13 protein-coding genes and 1 pseudogene are annotated in these 13904 nt (G+C 63.3%); 9 read left to right on the top strand and 5 right to left on the bottom strand.

Going from position 1 to position 13904, the window contains the following annotated elements; all coding sequences use genetic code 11:
• Positions 1-51 precede the first annotated feature (51 nt).
• The 6 genes and pseudogenes from ACQPW1_RS11385 (at position 52) to ACQPW1_RS11360 (ending at position 5476) form a co-directional block, all read left to right on the top strand.
• A pseudogene (locus tag ACQPW1_RS11385) lies at positions 52-1719 on the top strand (alpha/beta hydrolase).
• Positions 1716-2390: an LppA family lipoprotein gene (locus ACQPW1_RS11380; RefSeq protein ID WP_433662686.1), complete on the top strand. Its 675-nt coding sequence runs from the start codon at positions 1716-1718 to the stop codon at positions 2388-2390. Before ACQPW1_RS11385 ends, ACQPW1_RS11380 begins: the two are co-directional and overlap by 4 nt.
• A complete protein-coding gene (locus ACQPW1_RS11375) occupies positions 2387-2986 on the top strand; it encodes a DUF3558 domain-containing protein (protein WP_433662685.1) in 600 nt (199 codons plus the stop codon). The genes ACQPW1_RS11380 and ACQPW1_RS11375 overlap by 4 nt, the downstream gene beginning before the upstream one ends.
• A 95-nt stretch (positions 2987-3081) precedes the next feature.
• Complete coding sequence (locus ACQPW1_RS11370; protein ID WP_433662684.1) at positions 3082-3510, top strand: hypothetical protein; 429 nt, start codon at positions 3082-3084, stop codon at positions 3508-3510.
• Positions 3507-4700 (top strand): hypothetical protein, encoded by a 1194-nt coding sequence (locus ACQPW1_RS11365; RefSeq protein WP_433662683.1) that lies wholly within the window; start codon positions 3507-3509, stop codon positions 4698-4700. Before ACQPW1_RS11370 ends, ACQPW1_RS11365 begins: the two co-directional genes overlap by 4 nt.
• Positions 4700-5476, top strand: coding sequence for an ESX secretion-associated protein EspG (locus tag ACQPW1_RS11360; RefSeq protein ID WP_433665208.1), 777 nt, complete (start codon positions 4700-4702; stop codon positions 5474-5476). The genes ACQPW1_RS11365 and ACQPW1_RS11360 overlap by 1 nt, the downstream gene beginning before the upstream one ends.
• A 12-nt stretch (positions 5477-5488) precedes the next feature.
• Here the strand turns inward: ACQPW1_RS11360 and ACQPW1_RS11355 are convergent, their stop codons facing one another.
• The 3 genes from ACQPW1_RS11355 to ACQPW1_RS11345 all read right to left on the bottom strand — a co-directional run bounded on the left by ACQPW1_RS11355 (position 5489) and on the right by ACQPW1_RS11345 (position 8086).
• Positions 5489-6484, bottom strand: coding sequence for a pyridoxal-phosphate dependent enzyme (locus ACQPW1_RS11355; RefSeq protein ID WP_433662682.1), 996 nt, complete (start codon positions 6482-6484; stop codon positions 5489-5491).
• A gap of 416 nt (positions 6485-6900) precedes the next feature.
• Positions 6901-7236 (bottom strand): hypothetical protein, encoded by a 336-nt coding sequence (locus tag ACQPW1_RS11350; RefSeq protein WP_433662681.1) that lies wholly within the window; start codon positions 7234-7236, stop codon positions 6901-6903.
• 448 nt (positions 7237-7684) lie between these two features.
• Complete coding sequence (locus ACQPW1_RS11345; protein WP_433662680.1) at positions 7685-8086, bottom strand: hypothetical protein; 402 nt, start codon at positions 8084-8086, stop codon at positions 7685-7687.
• 413 nt (positions 8087-8499) lie between these two features.
• Here ACQPW1_RS11345 and ACQPW1_RS11340 point away from each other — a divergent pair, with 413 nt between their 5' ends.
• Entirely contained in the window at positions 8500-9396 is an 897-nt protein-coding gene (locus tag ACQPW1_RS11340; RefSeq protein ID WP_433662679.1) for a helix-turn-helix domain-containing protein, read from the top strand.
• Entirely contained in the window at positions 9393-9599 is a 207-nt protein-coding gene (locus tag ACQPW1_RS11335; protein WP_433662678.1) for a DUF397 domain-containing protein, read from the top strand. Before ACQPW1_RS11340 ends, ACQPW1_RS11335 begins: the two co-directional genes overlap by 4 nt.
• Positions 9600-9868: 269 nt before the next feature.
• Here ACQPW1_RS11335 and ACQPW1_RS11330 read toward each other — a convergent pair whose 3' ends face one another.
• On the bottom strand, positions 9869-11269 hold the full coding sequence (locus ACQPW1_RS11330; RefSeq protein ID WP_433662677.1) for a cytochrome P450: 1401 nt from the start codon (positions 11267-11269) through the stop codon (positions 9869-9871).
• Between the two features lie 427 nt (positions 11270-11696).
• Between ACQPW1_RS11330 and ACQPW1_RS11325 the strand changes: the two genes are divergently transcribed.
• Positions 11697-12782 (top strand): GAF domain-containing protein, encoded by a 1086-nt coding sequence (locus ACQPW1_RS11325; RefSeq protein WP_433662676.1) that lies wholly within the window; start codon positions 11697-11699, stop codon positions 12780-12782.
• Here ACQPW1_RS11325 and ACQPW1_RS11320 read toward each other — a convergent pair.
• Positions 12663-13745: a DUF3068 domain-containing protein gene (locus ACQPW1_RS11320; RefSeq protein WP_433662675.1), complete on the bottom strand. Its 1083-nt coding sequence runs from the start codon at positions 13743-13745 to the stop codon at positions 12663-12665. The genes ACQPW1_RS11325 and ACQPW1_RS11320 overlap by 120 nt on opposite strands.
• Positions 13746-13904: the final 159 nt, after the last annotated feature.

Here is a 13904-nt window from a genome sequence, read left to right as displayed (position 1 = left end):
GACCAGCAAGCCCTCGAATGGCAGCTGGCCGCCCAAGACCTTCACACCCAAATGACCACCTCGGTGTCGGCGGTGGATGGATCACACGACTACTGGATCGGCGAAGGCGGCGACGCCATGCGCGCCCGGTTCACACAAGTCAACAACGACGCCACCAAGGTCATCGACGCACTGACCAACGGTGCGGACGCGGCCCGCGGCGCCGCAGGCAACATCTCCTCACACCGGCTCGTGGTGGTCAACAAGGCCAGCGACGCCGAAGCGAACAAGTACACCGTCGCCGAGGACGGCACCGTCAGCGTCTCCCCGCAGCAGTGGACCACCCTGGTCGCTAGCGTCGGCGTCGCCAAAGCCAACCAGATGCTGTCGCTGCTCAAGAACGACGCCAAACTCCGCACCGACGAGCTCAAGAACGCCCTCGCCGACCTCCGAACCGCCGACGTTCGCGCCGAGTCCGCGATCCAGGAAGCGTTCAAAGACCTACCGACACCTCCGGACTTCGGCCCACCACGTTGGGTCAAGCCGACACCGAAGCCACCCGCCAAGGACGCCTCCGTCGACGAGAACCGGCACTGGTGGAACTCGCTGACCGCTGAGCAACAACGCGACTTCATCACTACCCACCCCGGCGACATCGGCAACCGAGACGGCATCCCTGCCTCGGCCCGCGACCAAGCCAACCGCAACCAGATCCCCCAAATCCGTGCCACCCTCGAGCAGGCCATCACGACCGCTCAGGCCGCGGGCGCGGACCCCAAGGACTACCAAGAGATCACCAACCGGCTCAATGATCTCAACGCCGTCGACAAGGCCGTCACAAATCATGACGACCGCAAACTCATGCTTCTCGACATGTACTCCGGCAAGCAGGGACGAGCCGCTATTGCTGTGGGCGACCCCGATAAGGCCGATCACATCTCTGTTACCGCGCCCGGTCTCAACACCACTGTGCGTGACTCGGTCAACGGGATGGCCGATGAAGCTACCAACCTGCGGAGAGAGGCGCAGCAACAGCTCAAGGGTGTCGAGGGCCGCCAGGATGAATCCGTCGCGACGATCGCGTGGATTGGATACGACGCGCCCCAAATACCGGGCTGGCCCGACCCCAACAGTCTCGTGGGCGGCAACGAAGTAGCACGCGATGACGTGGCGCGTGCTGGTGCGGTCGACTTGTCGCGGTTCTAAAACGGCCTAGAGGCCGCCAACTCCGGTGACAAGCCTCCCCACATCACCGCTGTCGGACACTCCTACGGCTCGCTGACCACGGGCCTGGCGTTGCAGCAGCCCGGCGGTCATCCGGTCACCGACATGGTCGTGTACGGCTCGCCCGGCATCGAAGCCAACAGCCCCGCCGACCTCGGCCTGCAGTCGGGACATGGGTATGTGATGCGCGCGGAAGACGACCCGATCAAATGGAGTCAAGACGGTCCCGCGATCGCCAAGACACCCCTACCCGGCGCGTTCCCCATTGCTATTCCAGGCATCGCTTACGCGGGTGAGGCCGCAGGCTACGGGGACTTCGGTCCCGACCCGGCCAAGAACCCTAACTTCACCCAGCTCGACACCCATGCTGGCTTCACCGCGGATGGTCGATGGCTCGACGGTGCCAGTGGCCACAGCGAATACCCTCAGCAAAGCAATAACCAGCCCCGCATCACCGGCTACAACGTCGCCGCGATCATCGCGGGCCTCCCGAACAATGTGGTGCCCGCCCGATGACCACCACCGCAAAGCCCGCGTGCTGGCGAGTGGCCGTTCTGGTCGCTGCCGCTGCTATAGCCGCGAGTGCATGCGGTCTTACCGAAAAGCCTTACGGTGAGCCGAGTTCCGCGACGGACACGTCTCATGCGGCCGAAGTTCTGAAGACACGTCCGTCATTGGAAGACTCCGAAAAGCAGCTCGAGCAGGCCGTCGAGCAGATCGCGGCAGCGGCGACTTCGCTGGATGCGGGTATCCGATGGCAGTGGAACGACCAGCGGTCCACGTTGGGGTGCGAGAAACCGTTCGACCAGACAGATGGTCAGCAGGTATACCTTCGGTTCTACCTCGCGGACCGGCCGATTTCGGACGAGGCATGGCCTCGGTATCAGGACCAGGCCCGCACGATTGCCGCAGCCGCTGGAGCGACTGGCTTTCAGGTCGTCCAGGACAAGCCAGGCCATCACGATGTCCGATTCTTCGGCGAAGACGGCACCACCTTCAGTGTGAGCTCTCAAGACAAAGCAGTCATCAACGCGAGAGTCGGCTGCCGCTTGCCTCAGAATGTAAGGGCCACTTCGACTTCGGCCCCAACGCCCCTGCCGCCGACCACCGCCTCGGGCCCGCCCGCCACCACACAGACCGATCGAGTTCACGCCCTACCGGACACCTCGAGGGAGAGCGAGCTATGAACGAACCGGCACTTGAGGCAGTCGTACGGACCGGCCGGAAAGTACACGGTGGCCTTGCCGCTCTCGGCTCGTGCGCCATCGCGCTACTGGCCGTCACCGGATGTAGCAGCAACACCACTGACGGATCACCGCAGTCTTCAGCGCCCGCCTCCTCGTCAGCGTCGACGCTCGCGAAATTCGACCCGTGCCAAGACATTCCACAGAGCGTGCTCACCGCCGAGAACCTGGAAAACCGAGGCCCGGACAACAGCAAGGCTGCGGAAACAACGTGGACAGGCTGTGGATTCCAAGATCGCCAAGCCGATGGCTACGACGTACGGATCGTGACAACGAACCTGACACTGGACCAGATCAAAGCAAAATATCCGGATACCTACCGCGAACAAAACTTCGGTAGCCGACGAGCAGCCTTCTACACGCTGTTCCCATCCCTGGGGACCACCAGTTGCGTGCTCAACATCGAACTAGCTTCGGGCACTCTCGAATTCGATCTCTCGAATCCGAAGTCGGCCAAGAAAACAGGCCAGATGGACACTTGTGCGTTGCTGACGAACCTCGCCGGGCAGGTCGTTGCCTCGATCCCTGCGGGCGCCTGAGGAACCACCGGGCCGGATGACACGATGGATGGAACCAATCTACCGACTGATGCGTCGAACCACGTAGCGGTGGATATCGCAGCGAAGGGGGCGAGATGACCGACGATGGCGCAAGCCCAGTGTTCGGGCCGTTGATCGAGCAGGCCAAAACCGGCGCCCTGTCGCTGAAGGCGGACCCAGCGGCGTTCATCGCCTTGGAGAAGGCTTGCACCGAGCGCAAGGCGCAGATCAGAGACATCCAGCGCCTCATTCGCAGTATCCACGAGCAGGAGGTGTGGGGAGTCGGTGAGCGATCCGACCTGCTGACCTCGGCGCAAACATTGGTTCGCCGGTTCCGGGAGAAAGCGATGACCGGTCCGAACAACGCCTACGACACGCTCGAAGATCACTACCGGGTCGCGACCGAACTTCAGGATCTGTTCCAGTCGATCCGCGAGCGATACGAGGAGACAGACGTCGAGTTCGCTGCTCGTTTCAAGGAATTGAAGTTCGCGCAGAGACCTGAACACGGGGGTGGACGATGACCGAGTACGACCCGCCTGCGATCACCAACCCGGAGAATGTCGACGCGCTGACGCACCAGCAGATCAAAGACGCGTTCGATCTGATCCAGAACGCTACCCACGACATGGTGACGAACTGGGGTCAGGCACGTGCGATGTGGCGTGATTCCACCACCGCCCTGGTCCACGCTGTACGTTCCGCAGTCGACGGGAAGTGGACCGGTGCTGCGGCCGACAATGCATCTGCGGCTGTGAGTCGGTACGGCGGCAACGCGGAAGAGCTCGTCGCTCTGTTCGACCAGACCGCTTCGGTCGTCGTGAACACCGCGACCACTGCGGTGATGACGAAGTCGTTCCTTCCCCCGGTGGTCCAGGTTACCGCCGACCAGAAGACCGACCCGGTCGAATACGACCGTCAGACACGGCAAGCCGATGCCGCGCAGGCCGAAGCCCGGCGAATCATGCAGGAACGCTACGTCGTTGGGTTCATAGACCAAGACGCCAAATTGCCCACCTATCCACCGGCGGTCTCGCCCATCAACAATGGCCCAGCTCCGATGCCAGCGACCGGCCCCACTCCATCCGCGGCTCCGGCCGGACCGAATGAGACCAACCAGGACGGCGCACCTACAGCCGAGCAGCCCAGCGATCCCGTCACACCGAGTGCCGATGCGCCAGCACAGAATTCACCGGACCACACGCAGGCTGCGGCAACGGAGGGGGAGCCTCCGACCACCACGACCCAGCCCGCCTCAGACAACAGCCGTCCGGATTCGCCACACACATCTTCAAATGTTCCGGCAGCTCCAGCCCAAACGCCCAGTCCCGCAATCACTCCGGGGGTCACACCCGGTGTCACGCCGGCTCGCGGTCCCGCCTACCCCGGCGGTCGACCCAATCTCGGTTCCGGTGTCGGGCCCAACAGCGGTGTCCCGTCGAGCACCCGGACTCCAGCGGGGCCAGGAGTGTCGCGCCCCGCGGTGCCAACCGCACCGCCCGGACTCACACCCGCCGCTGCCTCGTCGGGTACCACGGCAAGTAGTGCCGCGACCAGACCGGGCGGTGCGCCGGGCATGACGGCGCCCGGCGCACCGCGCGGAAAGGACGAGGAGCGGGAGAAGAAAGACAGGAAGGTCGATCTGACCCATGAGTCCAACACTGTCGAGCTGCTCGGTAAGAACAAGTACGTGCCGCCCACCATCGGATCGTGATGGCCACCTGGTCCTTCGATGACGAGGAATTCGCGGCGTTGTGGTTCGGCCCTGCCAATGATCGGATGCTGTACCCGCTGGACTATCTGAGCCGGTTCACGCACGTCAACGAACGTGACGAACATTGGACTCGGGTACGCCACGATTGGTCCGAGCATGGGCGTCTGGGGTGGGAAGAAGCCGATCTACTCCGGCGGGCATTCGCCGTGTTGACCGATCCGGAGGCGTGGGTGGAAGTCCATGGGTTCTACGACGCGGTGGGTCCGGTCCGGGTGGCGGCTGCCCGCCACCATCGACATGCCGCACTGGCTGTCCAGTTCACTCAACGCGCGCGGATCGAGGTGTCGGTGACCTCAGCCGAGAAGCTGCCCGCCGTGCTGGCGAAGTTGCTGCCCAAACACCGGCGAGGTCAACGGCCTGCGGAAACGTTCCAAGCCGCTGACTTGAGGCCAGAGGCTCAGCCGATGATCCGCTACACCAACGAGTCGACCCCTCGCGAGAGGTATCAGCGGCTGCTCGCCGGCGACGCTGTCGGCGCCGGACTGATCACGGTGTTTCGTGGCCCCCGGCATAACGGCCCGGCACCGGCACGCAAGATCGGCACCCTGCGATGGTATGACCTCGAGGAGGGCCGCTACATGGAGACCGGCACTCGAACCCTGACGGTGCGTCCAGCCGACAACACGGCGTTGCACCGCGTCATCGCGAGACTGCTCGACCATGCCATCACCGAATATCGTGAGTACATCGAGGAACTCGGCGAATTCGCGCATTGAACCCGATCACCGCTATCGCGGATAGTCCGGCTGTCTGAACGGGGGTGACCATTGGTCGATGTTCGCACCGCTCAACACCACGCACACATTCTCGCCGGGCTCCGGTGTGTAGGCACCGGTCAACAGCCCCGCGAGCGCGGTCGCGCCAGCGGGCTCCACCATCAAGCGCCGGTGCTCCCACAGCGCCTTCCGCGCAGCGGCAATGTCGTTGTCGCTGACCAGGATCGAGCGCACATCAAAGCGTTGGGCGGCATCGAGCGCCATCGCCGAGACTCGGCGCGCTTCGAGTGTGTCTGCGGCAATCAAGTCGATGCCGATCTCCACGACCGGTCCCAGCTCGAGCGCTACGTGTAGCCCACAATGATCCTCATGCTCGACAGCCACGGTGCGCACACCGAAATGGCTTGCCGCCGTGGCGATCCCGGTGAGCAGGCCGCCGCTGCCGACGGCGACCATGACCGTGTCGAGATCCGGTATCTGCTGATGGATCTCGACCATCAGCGTTCCTAGGCCCGCGGCGAACAACCGATCCTGCGAGGCGTCGACCAGTAATGCACCGGAGGAAGCGGCGTAGTCGCGGCACGCTGCCTCAGCCTCGCTCTGGAGAACACCCGCACGGCGCACATCGGCGTCGAGGGCCTGAAGTTCGTCGATACGTCGCGTCGGTGTCGTCGCAGGTACGAACACAGCAGCGCGTGTGGCTGTTGTCTTGGCCGCCCATGCACACGCGAGCCCAGCATTACCGGCGCAGGCGATCGTCAACCCCGCTGTGGGCAGCGTGGCGTCCTCGCGGTGGGTCGAGACGAGATTCTGTGCGCCGCGCAGTTTCACCGAGCCGGAAAACTGCATGAATTCCAGCGCCAACCAGACCTGGCATTGTCCGACACCGCTGCTGGGGATCGCGCCGGGGTCGACCGGTGCCAGCGTGACCGGACGGACTGCTCCCGCGATGCAGTCCACAGCGTCGCGAATGTCGTTGTAGCTCAACGCTTGGTGTGTGCGGGCCATCAACGTTCTCCTGCGATCCCGTGTTCGGCTTCGCCACCGCGCATCGCGGCGACCAGATGACGGCGGGGCGGGATTGCTGCGCGCCCCAGGCGGACATGGTTCATCAGTTCGTCTTCCTCTTCGACTCGGGATATCAGCGATGTCTGCGGGCGTGGACGAGGGCCAGTCCGACGGGACGCAACCCAGGTCGATACGGCGTGGTCACTGGATCGGGGGTGCACCGTGAGACCGCGACGAAGCTGTCGACCGCTGCCGCTTGTTAGATCCGCTACCAGCACGTCATACCGTTTGCCGCACGCCATGAACGGATCGTGTAGAGCGCAGGTGATGAAGCCGGAACCTTCCTCTACGTTGAACAACTTCACCGAACCGTCAGGCACAGCTCACCGCCTCCCCGGACCTCGCACAGACTGGTGTCACCAGCTACCCCTGTCGTGGCCAGCCTTCAACTGCTGGTGGGCGTCGTCGTATTCCTCTTGGATCGTGTCCCACAACGGATTCCATTCCGTCCCGAAATCGTCGCGAAGGTCTTTCAAGGCCGGTCGGTTGCTGAGGTCGAAGCAGATTTGCCCCGACACACCGATCACGTCGTGGGAGCGGTCATTCCATCGGAACGGAGGACGAGGGTCGCCAGGGTTGCAAATTGAGCTCACCTTGATGCCGGCGTCGGCATGACCTACCCACTTTGCCCACCGCCCCGCCGATTCGGTTTTGAACAGCCAATTGCCCCCGGCACCAAAGGATTCGATCATTCGTCATGCTCCTGCCGCACGTTTTCAACAGCTGCGCCCCTTGGGCAGCGGCGGAGGTGGCTGTCGCGGTCAGGGTTCGCGGGAGGGTGTCGCCAGCCGGGCAGGCCATCAACCCACACGACCGGGGCAGGGATAGAGCCGTCGCGGATGCCGTGCCACAAGTTCCACACCCCGACCCGATATGTCCTGGCAATGGTTCGGAGGGCGACGAACGGTACACACTCGGGTCTGCGGAATGGGGCGTGCCCGAGCTGCTTCCAGTGCTGTGCACACGGTAGTGACCAGCCCGGTCGGCGGTCGACCATGATGTCGGGCGAAGGTACCCAGACCGGGCCGCGGTTTCGCCACCGGATCAGTACCGTGTAGGGGATCTCGGTCACTGCGGACATTTGCCGCGCACTGAGGTAGGAGCGAACACCGGCGTCTCGCACGTGTGGCCACGGGCGCGTCACGCTGAACGCCTTATGTTCCAGGCGGTTTCGCGGATTTCTGCGACTGTCCATTGGTCGGTTGTGTAGTCGAGGGCTTCTGGATTGAGCTGTTCGAGGCGCGAATGTTCGAGTGGTTCAACCTCATCCCAGTACGCGTTCTCGACCGCTTCCCATAGGTCATGGTGTGCGGGAAATCGTTCCTCTACGAACGGCAGCTCCGGACGCTCTGAATCCTCACCGAAGTAGACGAGTCCGATTGTGCCGTTTGGGATTTCGACAGTCGATCCGTCCATCCGTAACCGATAGGCGGGGTCGAGGGCGCGGTCGTCGCGGCAGTCGCGAAAAGACTCCATCCAAAGTCGTTTGCGCTCAACACGCCAGGTGGCCTCGCCATGTTTGGTAGAGGTGATGTGCAACATGATTTGCCCTTCCCTATCGACTGGACGGGGCCGTGAACTGGGCTCGGCCTCGGTCGGTGATTTGATATCCGCGCCGACCCGACATGCCGCCGTAGAAGACGAGTCCAGTCGATTTGAGGTGAAGCACCGCGCGGCGGGCAGCTACCCCGGTAAGTCCGGCTGAACGCGCCAGCGATTCGACGGGCAGGATTCCGCCCGGCCTCAACACCGCCAGTGCGGAAGTCTCCGCCTTGCTAAACCGAGTAGTCCTAGCCATGAAGCAAGGGTCTGTCAAGCGTCAAAGTTCGGGGGTCGTCCCCGCAAACTTCATGAAACCGTTTCAAATCACCAGGTCGCGGTCTGGACCGGACCATATGATCGGTCCATTCTGAAACAAAACATGGGCTCGGAATGAAACGAGAGGGGAGACCGCAGTGGACGAGGACGGAGCAGAGGTAACGGGTAGTACCCTGCCGCGCAGGCAGTTGGGCCGGTTCCTGCGCGAAGCGCGCGAGGGAGCGGGCCTCACTCTCGAAAAGGCTGCAACCTTGATGGAGTGGGGCAAGGCCACTTTGCAACGCATCGAGAAGGGCACGACCGAAAAGGTAAGAGTCCGTGATGTTTTGAGTTTGTGCGAAATCTATGGACTAAGCGAGAGCAAGTCAGCCATCGCCAAGGGGCTTGCAGAGCAGGCCCCCGTGAAGTCGTGGTGGCAGACCTACAGCGGTTCGATCGCTACTTGGTTCAACCTGTACGTCGGACTAGAAGCTGGCGCAAAGGATTTGGCGCAGTTCCAGCCGTTGATCATGCCTGGTCTGCTCCAGACAACTGCCTATGCGAGGGCTGTCGACCGCCTGTACTTCACCGACGAATCCGAAGAGGAGCTAGACCGACGCGCTGAAGTGCGGGCGCAGCGGCAGAACATCCTCACACGGTCGCGCAATCCGACTACCGCAGCATTCGTGCTACACGAGTCGATGTTGCGGACGGTGGTCGGGGACCACCGTGTGATGGCCGCGCAGTACAGACACATTGCGGACCTCAGCACGCACGACAACATCGACGTACGAGTGATGCCGTTTCGTGCAGGGTTGCCGCTCGGCACCCCCCTGCCGCCGTTCATCATCCTGGACTTCGGACGCGACGTGCGAGGCAAACTGGAGGAGCCGCCAGTGGTCTACTGCGAGAGCTACGCAGGGAGCGTCTACCTTGAAGAGCAGTCGGATGTGGCGAGGTTCCGCCGAGCTTTCAAGATTGCTCAAGGGGCGAGCTTGGACCCCCGCTCGAGCCGTGATCTGCTGAGAGAGATAGCAAAGGGAGTACGAGAGTGACCGTTGACCTAACCGGAGCCAAGTGGTTCAAGTCAAGCCTCAGCCAAGGCGGTGATGCCTGCGTTGAGGTCGCATTTGTCGATGGTGAGCGCATTGGAGTGCGCGATTCCAAAAACCCCACCGGCCCGGCCCTTGTGTTCACCCCCGGCGCGTGGGACGCGTTCACCGCTGGTATAGCGGACGGCGAGTTCCGCCGCTCGTAGCTCGTCCCGCTCGGCGCGGGACGTCGAGCCCGGCCCTAGATCCGCTGTGGGCCGGGCTCGATCTACCCGATCAACAGTGACTGGACGATCGGTCTCAAAGTCGCCCCGCTGCTTGACGTCGAACCCGTCGAGTAACCACTCGGCACGGAGAATTGTATCGAGGTGGCCCCGACCGCGGAGTATGTCTTCGTCAGACACACCAAACCGCGCGGCAGGCACCATCGCGATCGCCCAAAGCACCTGCAGCAGTGCGGTTGCCACCGCTCGTACTAGAACGTGGGGGCTGCACGCGGTGTGAGCCGTAGCCGGAACTGGCTGGGTTTTATGGTGAGCTGCTCGTTGACGATCAAGTCGTAGCCGGGTTCGGGGTGCAGGTCGAACCGGCGCAGGATCTGTGCGAGCGCCAGGGTGATCCCGTGCAGCGCGAATTGGCGGCCGATACAGGCCCGTGGCCCGGTGCCCCATGGCTTGTAGATGTGCCGGCCGAGCTGGCGCAGTCGTTCGGGGGTGAATCGGTCGGGGTCGAACTGGTCGGCGTCCTCGCCCCACGCTTCCGGGTCACGCTGTGCGGCCAAAGTCAGCACGAAAACCCAGTCCCCCGTGGCGAATTCGTGCCCGCCCAACGTCACTGACTGTCGGGCCTCTCTGAAGTAGCCTGGAGCAACTGGCCATAACCGCAAGGTCTCGTCGATGCATCGGCGCAGGTATCGCAGGCGCGCAATGTCGTCGTAGCTTATCGGGACACCCGCTTCGGGGAGGACTGCCTCGATTTCCATGCGCACTTTGCTGGCGATGGCAGGGCTGTGAGCCAGTTCGTACAGCGCGAAAGATAGCGCAGCCGCACTGGTTTCGTGCCCGGCAACAAGCATGGTGATGCACTGCGAATGGATAGCGGCGTCATCGAGGTGTTCGCCGGTGATCGGATCCGGGACGGTCAGCATCAGGTCAAGTAGATCGGATTGCGGTGATTCCGGCGCGGCGCGGCGTATGGCAATGATGTCGTCCGCGACGCCGCGCAGGTAAGCGACATCGCGGCGGTGCTGAGCCGTTTGGCGCCGTAGCAACGTGGCCCGCACGACCGTCGGCAAGTTCACCGACCGGTTGAGATAGGTCAACCCTCTTCGGAGCCGATTGCCGAACTCGCGGTCGGAGTCGAAGGACCCGAACGAGTACCCGAACCCGCTGCGGCCGATGATCTCAAGCGCCAGCTGGTTGGCGTCAGCCACAACATCGATCCACTCGCCACCCCAGCTGCGCCAGTGGTCGAGCAGGTCGTCGACGGCGCTCACCATGACGGGGTGATAGCCACGCATAGCGTCTCGTGTGAAGCCGCGCACCAAGATTCGGTGCGCGATACCCCATACGATCTCGGTGTTGAAGGCAGTAAAGAGTCCCGGCCCGGCGATCTCGCGCAGCGGAGTCAGAATGGCACCGACATGCTTAGCCCACACCTCATCATCGTTGACCTGCTCGATCAGCTCGGTGCTGGAGACGACGATGACCGGTGTGCCGAAGATACGGCGTTCGAAGAGGCCTCCGAGCCGACGTGCGTCCCTGGCGGCCTGCTGGGTGGGGCGAGCCAGATCCAGGGTGAGCACGTCGCCGAGCAGCGGGACACGTCCACGTGGATGTGGCAGCGGCCGCGGCGAACCTTTCGATAGCGTGCTCATTGATGTCAATGATGCGGTACGGCATTGAGAAAGTCGTCGCACGCCGCCCACGTGGCGTCATGTGATCGCTCCAGGGCGAGGTTGCGCCCGGCCCCGCTGATGACCGCGGCGTGCACGTCGGCAACGTCGCCGAAGTGCACCGCTCGGCGGTGGCCAGCGCCCCGCGGACTCGCTCTCGGTACCAACGCGCTGGAGGCTTCGAGGCATCCAGAGAGATCTTTGCGCTGCTCGTCGAGTTTGGCGTCGGCGTAGAACAGTGATCGATCATCTAGTGAGGGAAGCCATGCACCGGTGAGCAGCAGTTATATCTGATTGAAACTAATCGTCGACTCGTGTCCCAAACAGCCATGGCGAGATCAAATATGGGGGTATACACAGGGCTACCTGCATAAACGTTCCGGAACAGCACTCGAAGGGGGAGCTAGCTATGACCGAGCCTGTGATTGATCTACTCATCGACACCACCAGCACCGGCGAAGAGATCGCGGTCCTCAGTGAGGGCGGCCGCGATCGTGACTTTCGGCGGATCGTCAATTCCCTACGCGGTACCGCACAGCTGCTGGTGGAAACGCTGGTGGCCGAGGTCAAACGCACCGGCCAGACCCGCGAGCAGCAGGTCGGTGTACCAGCATCAACCGTCTTGGGCGACACTATTGCCGCGGCCCCGGTCAAAGGCGTCGGCGACACTGTGTTCGCGGTGCAGTTGGCGCCAACGGCCGCAGACGCTGAGCGGCGCGCCGACCAGCTGGCGGTGTGGGAGTGGGAGATCGGGCTGGAGGACCTGCCGCCTCGATTGTGGCTGGATCGACGCTTCCTCGACTTGACCGGCACCGATCCGCAGTTCCGGGACAGAACAGGACCGTACGGGCCCGTCGATTTCTTCCGACCGGTCGTCCGGCTGCGCGACATCCTTCACATCTGGCAGGGCTTGAAGACGGTCAAGGTTGGCGACACTGGCTCCGGCCGGTTCGTAGCGCGCACCAACACCGGGGAACTGCGCCAGCTGCATTGGGCTCAGCGATGCGTGGACACGTCTGCGGGTCCGCGGGTGCGCGGGGTCTGCCGCGACGTCACTGCGGATGCTGATCCGACCCAAATGCACATCGACCTGGCCGAGACGTACTTGATCGACAAGCTCATGCATCTGCACGACCGGCCGGGAGACGACAGTCCGGGAATGTTCGGCGCGGTCGGCGATATCACCTACCTGAATGCCCCAACCCTCATCCGGTGGCTGACTCCCTACATCCCCACAATCGGGCATGGGGTCTCCACCGGGCAGACACCCGCGATCCACCCGGAAAGTCTAATGAAGATTCCGGGCTGGCTGAAGGAGATGCGGAACGGCCCAATCAACGATGTCGGCATGACCCGCCGGGGTGGTGGCGGCTGGCTAGAAGTCGTCTTTCACGCCGACATCCTCGATCGCGAGGCGTTCCCCACCATCGGTGTGATCATCGTCTACCCCGGTGATGTCTCGGTAGTGGAACCTCGCAGCTCGACAGATCAGTAGCCCGCCGGCCACCACCGCGATACCGGCGACCGCGAGCACGATCGGGGCATACAGGTTGCCCCACCGGATCAGCATGCGCGCTTGGCGTGCGGTGTGCACCGCCTCGGCCAGTGACTGCGCATCGAACCGAGTCTGGATTTCGAGTGTGGTGACGGCCATCGGGTCATCGACGCTGCGCGCGAGGTATCTGCGGACATGCTCGCGCTGCTCGACGATCGCCCCGGAGACCGGTTCCACCCAGATATCGCGGGTGTTGCTGTAGTACAGGTCGAATCGGGTTTGCTCCTCCCCCGGCAGACCCCACCAGGACGCGGGCGCGGTGGTTTGCATATCCGGTTGGGTCGGGTAGAGGTTGATCGGGGCGATGGTCTGCCGGAAATGCATCAGCCGCAGTCCGTCGACATTGCGGTCGTCGTCGACGTGGTCGATGGGGAGGTCGCGCTGGGCGATGGTATCAAAATATGGGTAGCTGTGGCGTTGGGTATCGAACGGGAAATGGTACTGAAACCCTGTGCGGGACACCGGGACTGCGGGTTTGTCGACATCCAGTTTGATCTGCCCGACCGGGTCGACCGGTTCAGAACTGGTGCGCGAAAGGGTGACCGCCTCGGCGCGCGCGGACACCATCGCGTTCGGGCCGGCTTGGTCTGTGCGTTGTAAGCGGGTGGTGGCCACCAGGGTGACCCGATCGGCGTCGGAGGGTTGTGCAGAGACGACGAGGGTCTGCACCCTGATCGGCACCCCGGTTTCGGTGCGCATGCGCCCGTTCAGGGCCGCCGAGACGTCGAGGATCGAGGCGTTGTCAGCGAGCGAGACAGCCTCGGTGCGGATGTCGATCGGTATGCGTGTCAGCCGTGGCATCAGGTAGGTCGGTAACAGTGCCGCGATCACCAGCGCGGCCGCGCCGATTCCGATCAGTCCGACGCCCAGCCACGCCCACACTCGCCGCCTCCCCGCTGCCATCGTTCGACAGTAGGCCCACGATCAGCGTTTTCTCGGTTTCTCGGTGATATCGGGCGTGGACGCTCTCCCGATAGGCCCGGTCAATGCCCGATTGCTATCAATATGCTGGACATCACGCTAGGTGCGGCGAATAATGGGGTGCAACGCGATGTTCGCGAC

This window comes from Nocardia sp. CA-128927, from assembly GCF_050955855.1.
In the GTDB taxonomy this organism is placed as follows: domain Bacteria; phylum Actinomycetota; class Actinomycetes; order Mycobacteriales; family Mycobacteriaceae; genus Nocardia.
This window is presented reverse-complemented; position numbering and strand designations above follow the sequence as displayed.

Excerpts from the sequence above, each read along its gene's own strand:
- ACQPW1_RS11365 (WP_433662683.1), top strand. The coding sequence starts at position 3,507 with ATGACCGAGTACGACCCGCCTGCGATCACCAACCCGGAGAATGTCGAC.
- ACQPW1_RS11320 (WP_433662675.1), bottom strand. The coding sequence starts at position 13,745 with ATGGCAGCGGGGAGGCGGCGAGTGTGGGCGTGGCTGGGCGTCGGACTG.
- ACQPW1_RS11330 (WP_433662677.1), bottom strand. The coding sequence starts at position 11,269 with ATGAGCACGCTATCGAAAGGTTCGCCGCGGCCGCTGCCACATCCACGT.
- ACQPW1_RS11360 (WP_433665208.1), top strand. The coding sequence starts at position 4,700 with ATGGCCACCTGGTCCTTCGATGACGAGGAATTCGCGGCGTTGTGGTTC.
- ACQPW1_RS11375 (WP_433662685.1), top strand. The coding sequence starts at position 2,387 with ATGAACGAACCGGCACTTGAGGCAGTCGTACGGACCGGCCGGAAAGTA.
- ACQPW1_RS11355 (WP_433662682.1), bottom strand. The coding sequence starts at position 6,484 with ATGGCCCGCACACACCAAGCGTTGAGCTACAACGACATTCGCGACGCT.
- ACQPW1_RS11345 (WP_433662680.1), bottom strand. The coding sequence starts at position 8,086 with ATGTTGCACATCACCTCTACCAAACATGGCGAGGCCACCTGGCGTGTT.
- ACQPW1_RS11370 (WP_433662684.1), top strand. The coding sequence starts at position 3,082 with ATGACCGACGATGGCGCAAGCCCAGTGTTCGGGCCGTTGATCGAGCAG.
- ACQPW1_RS11325 (WP_433662676.1), top strand. The coding sequence starts at position 11,697 with ATGACCGAGCCTGTGATTGATCTACTCATCGACACCACCAGCACCGGC.
- ACQPW1_RS11350 (WP_433662681.1), bottom strand. The coding sequence starts at position 7,236 with ATGATCGAATCCTTTGGTGCCGGGGGCAATTGGCTGTTCAAAACCGAA.
- ACQPW1_RS11380 (WP_433662686.1), top strand. The coding sequence starts at position 1,716 with ATGACCACCACCGCAAAGCCCGCGTGCTGGCGAGTGGCCGTTCTGGTC.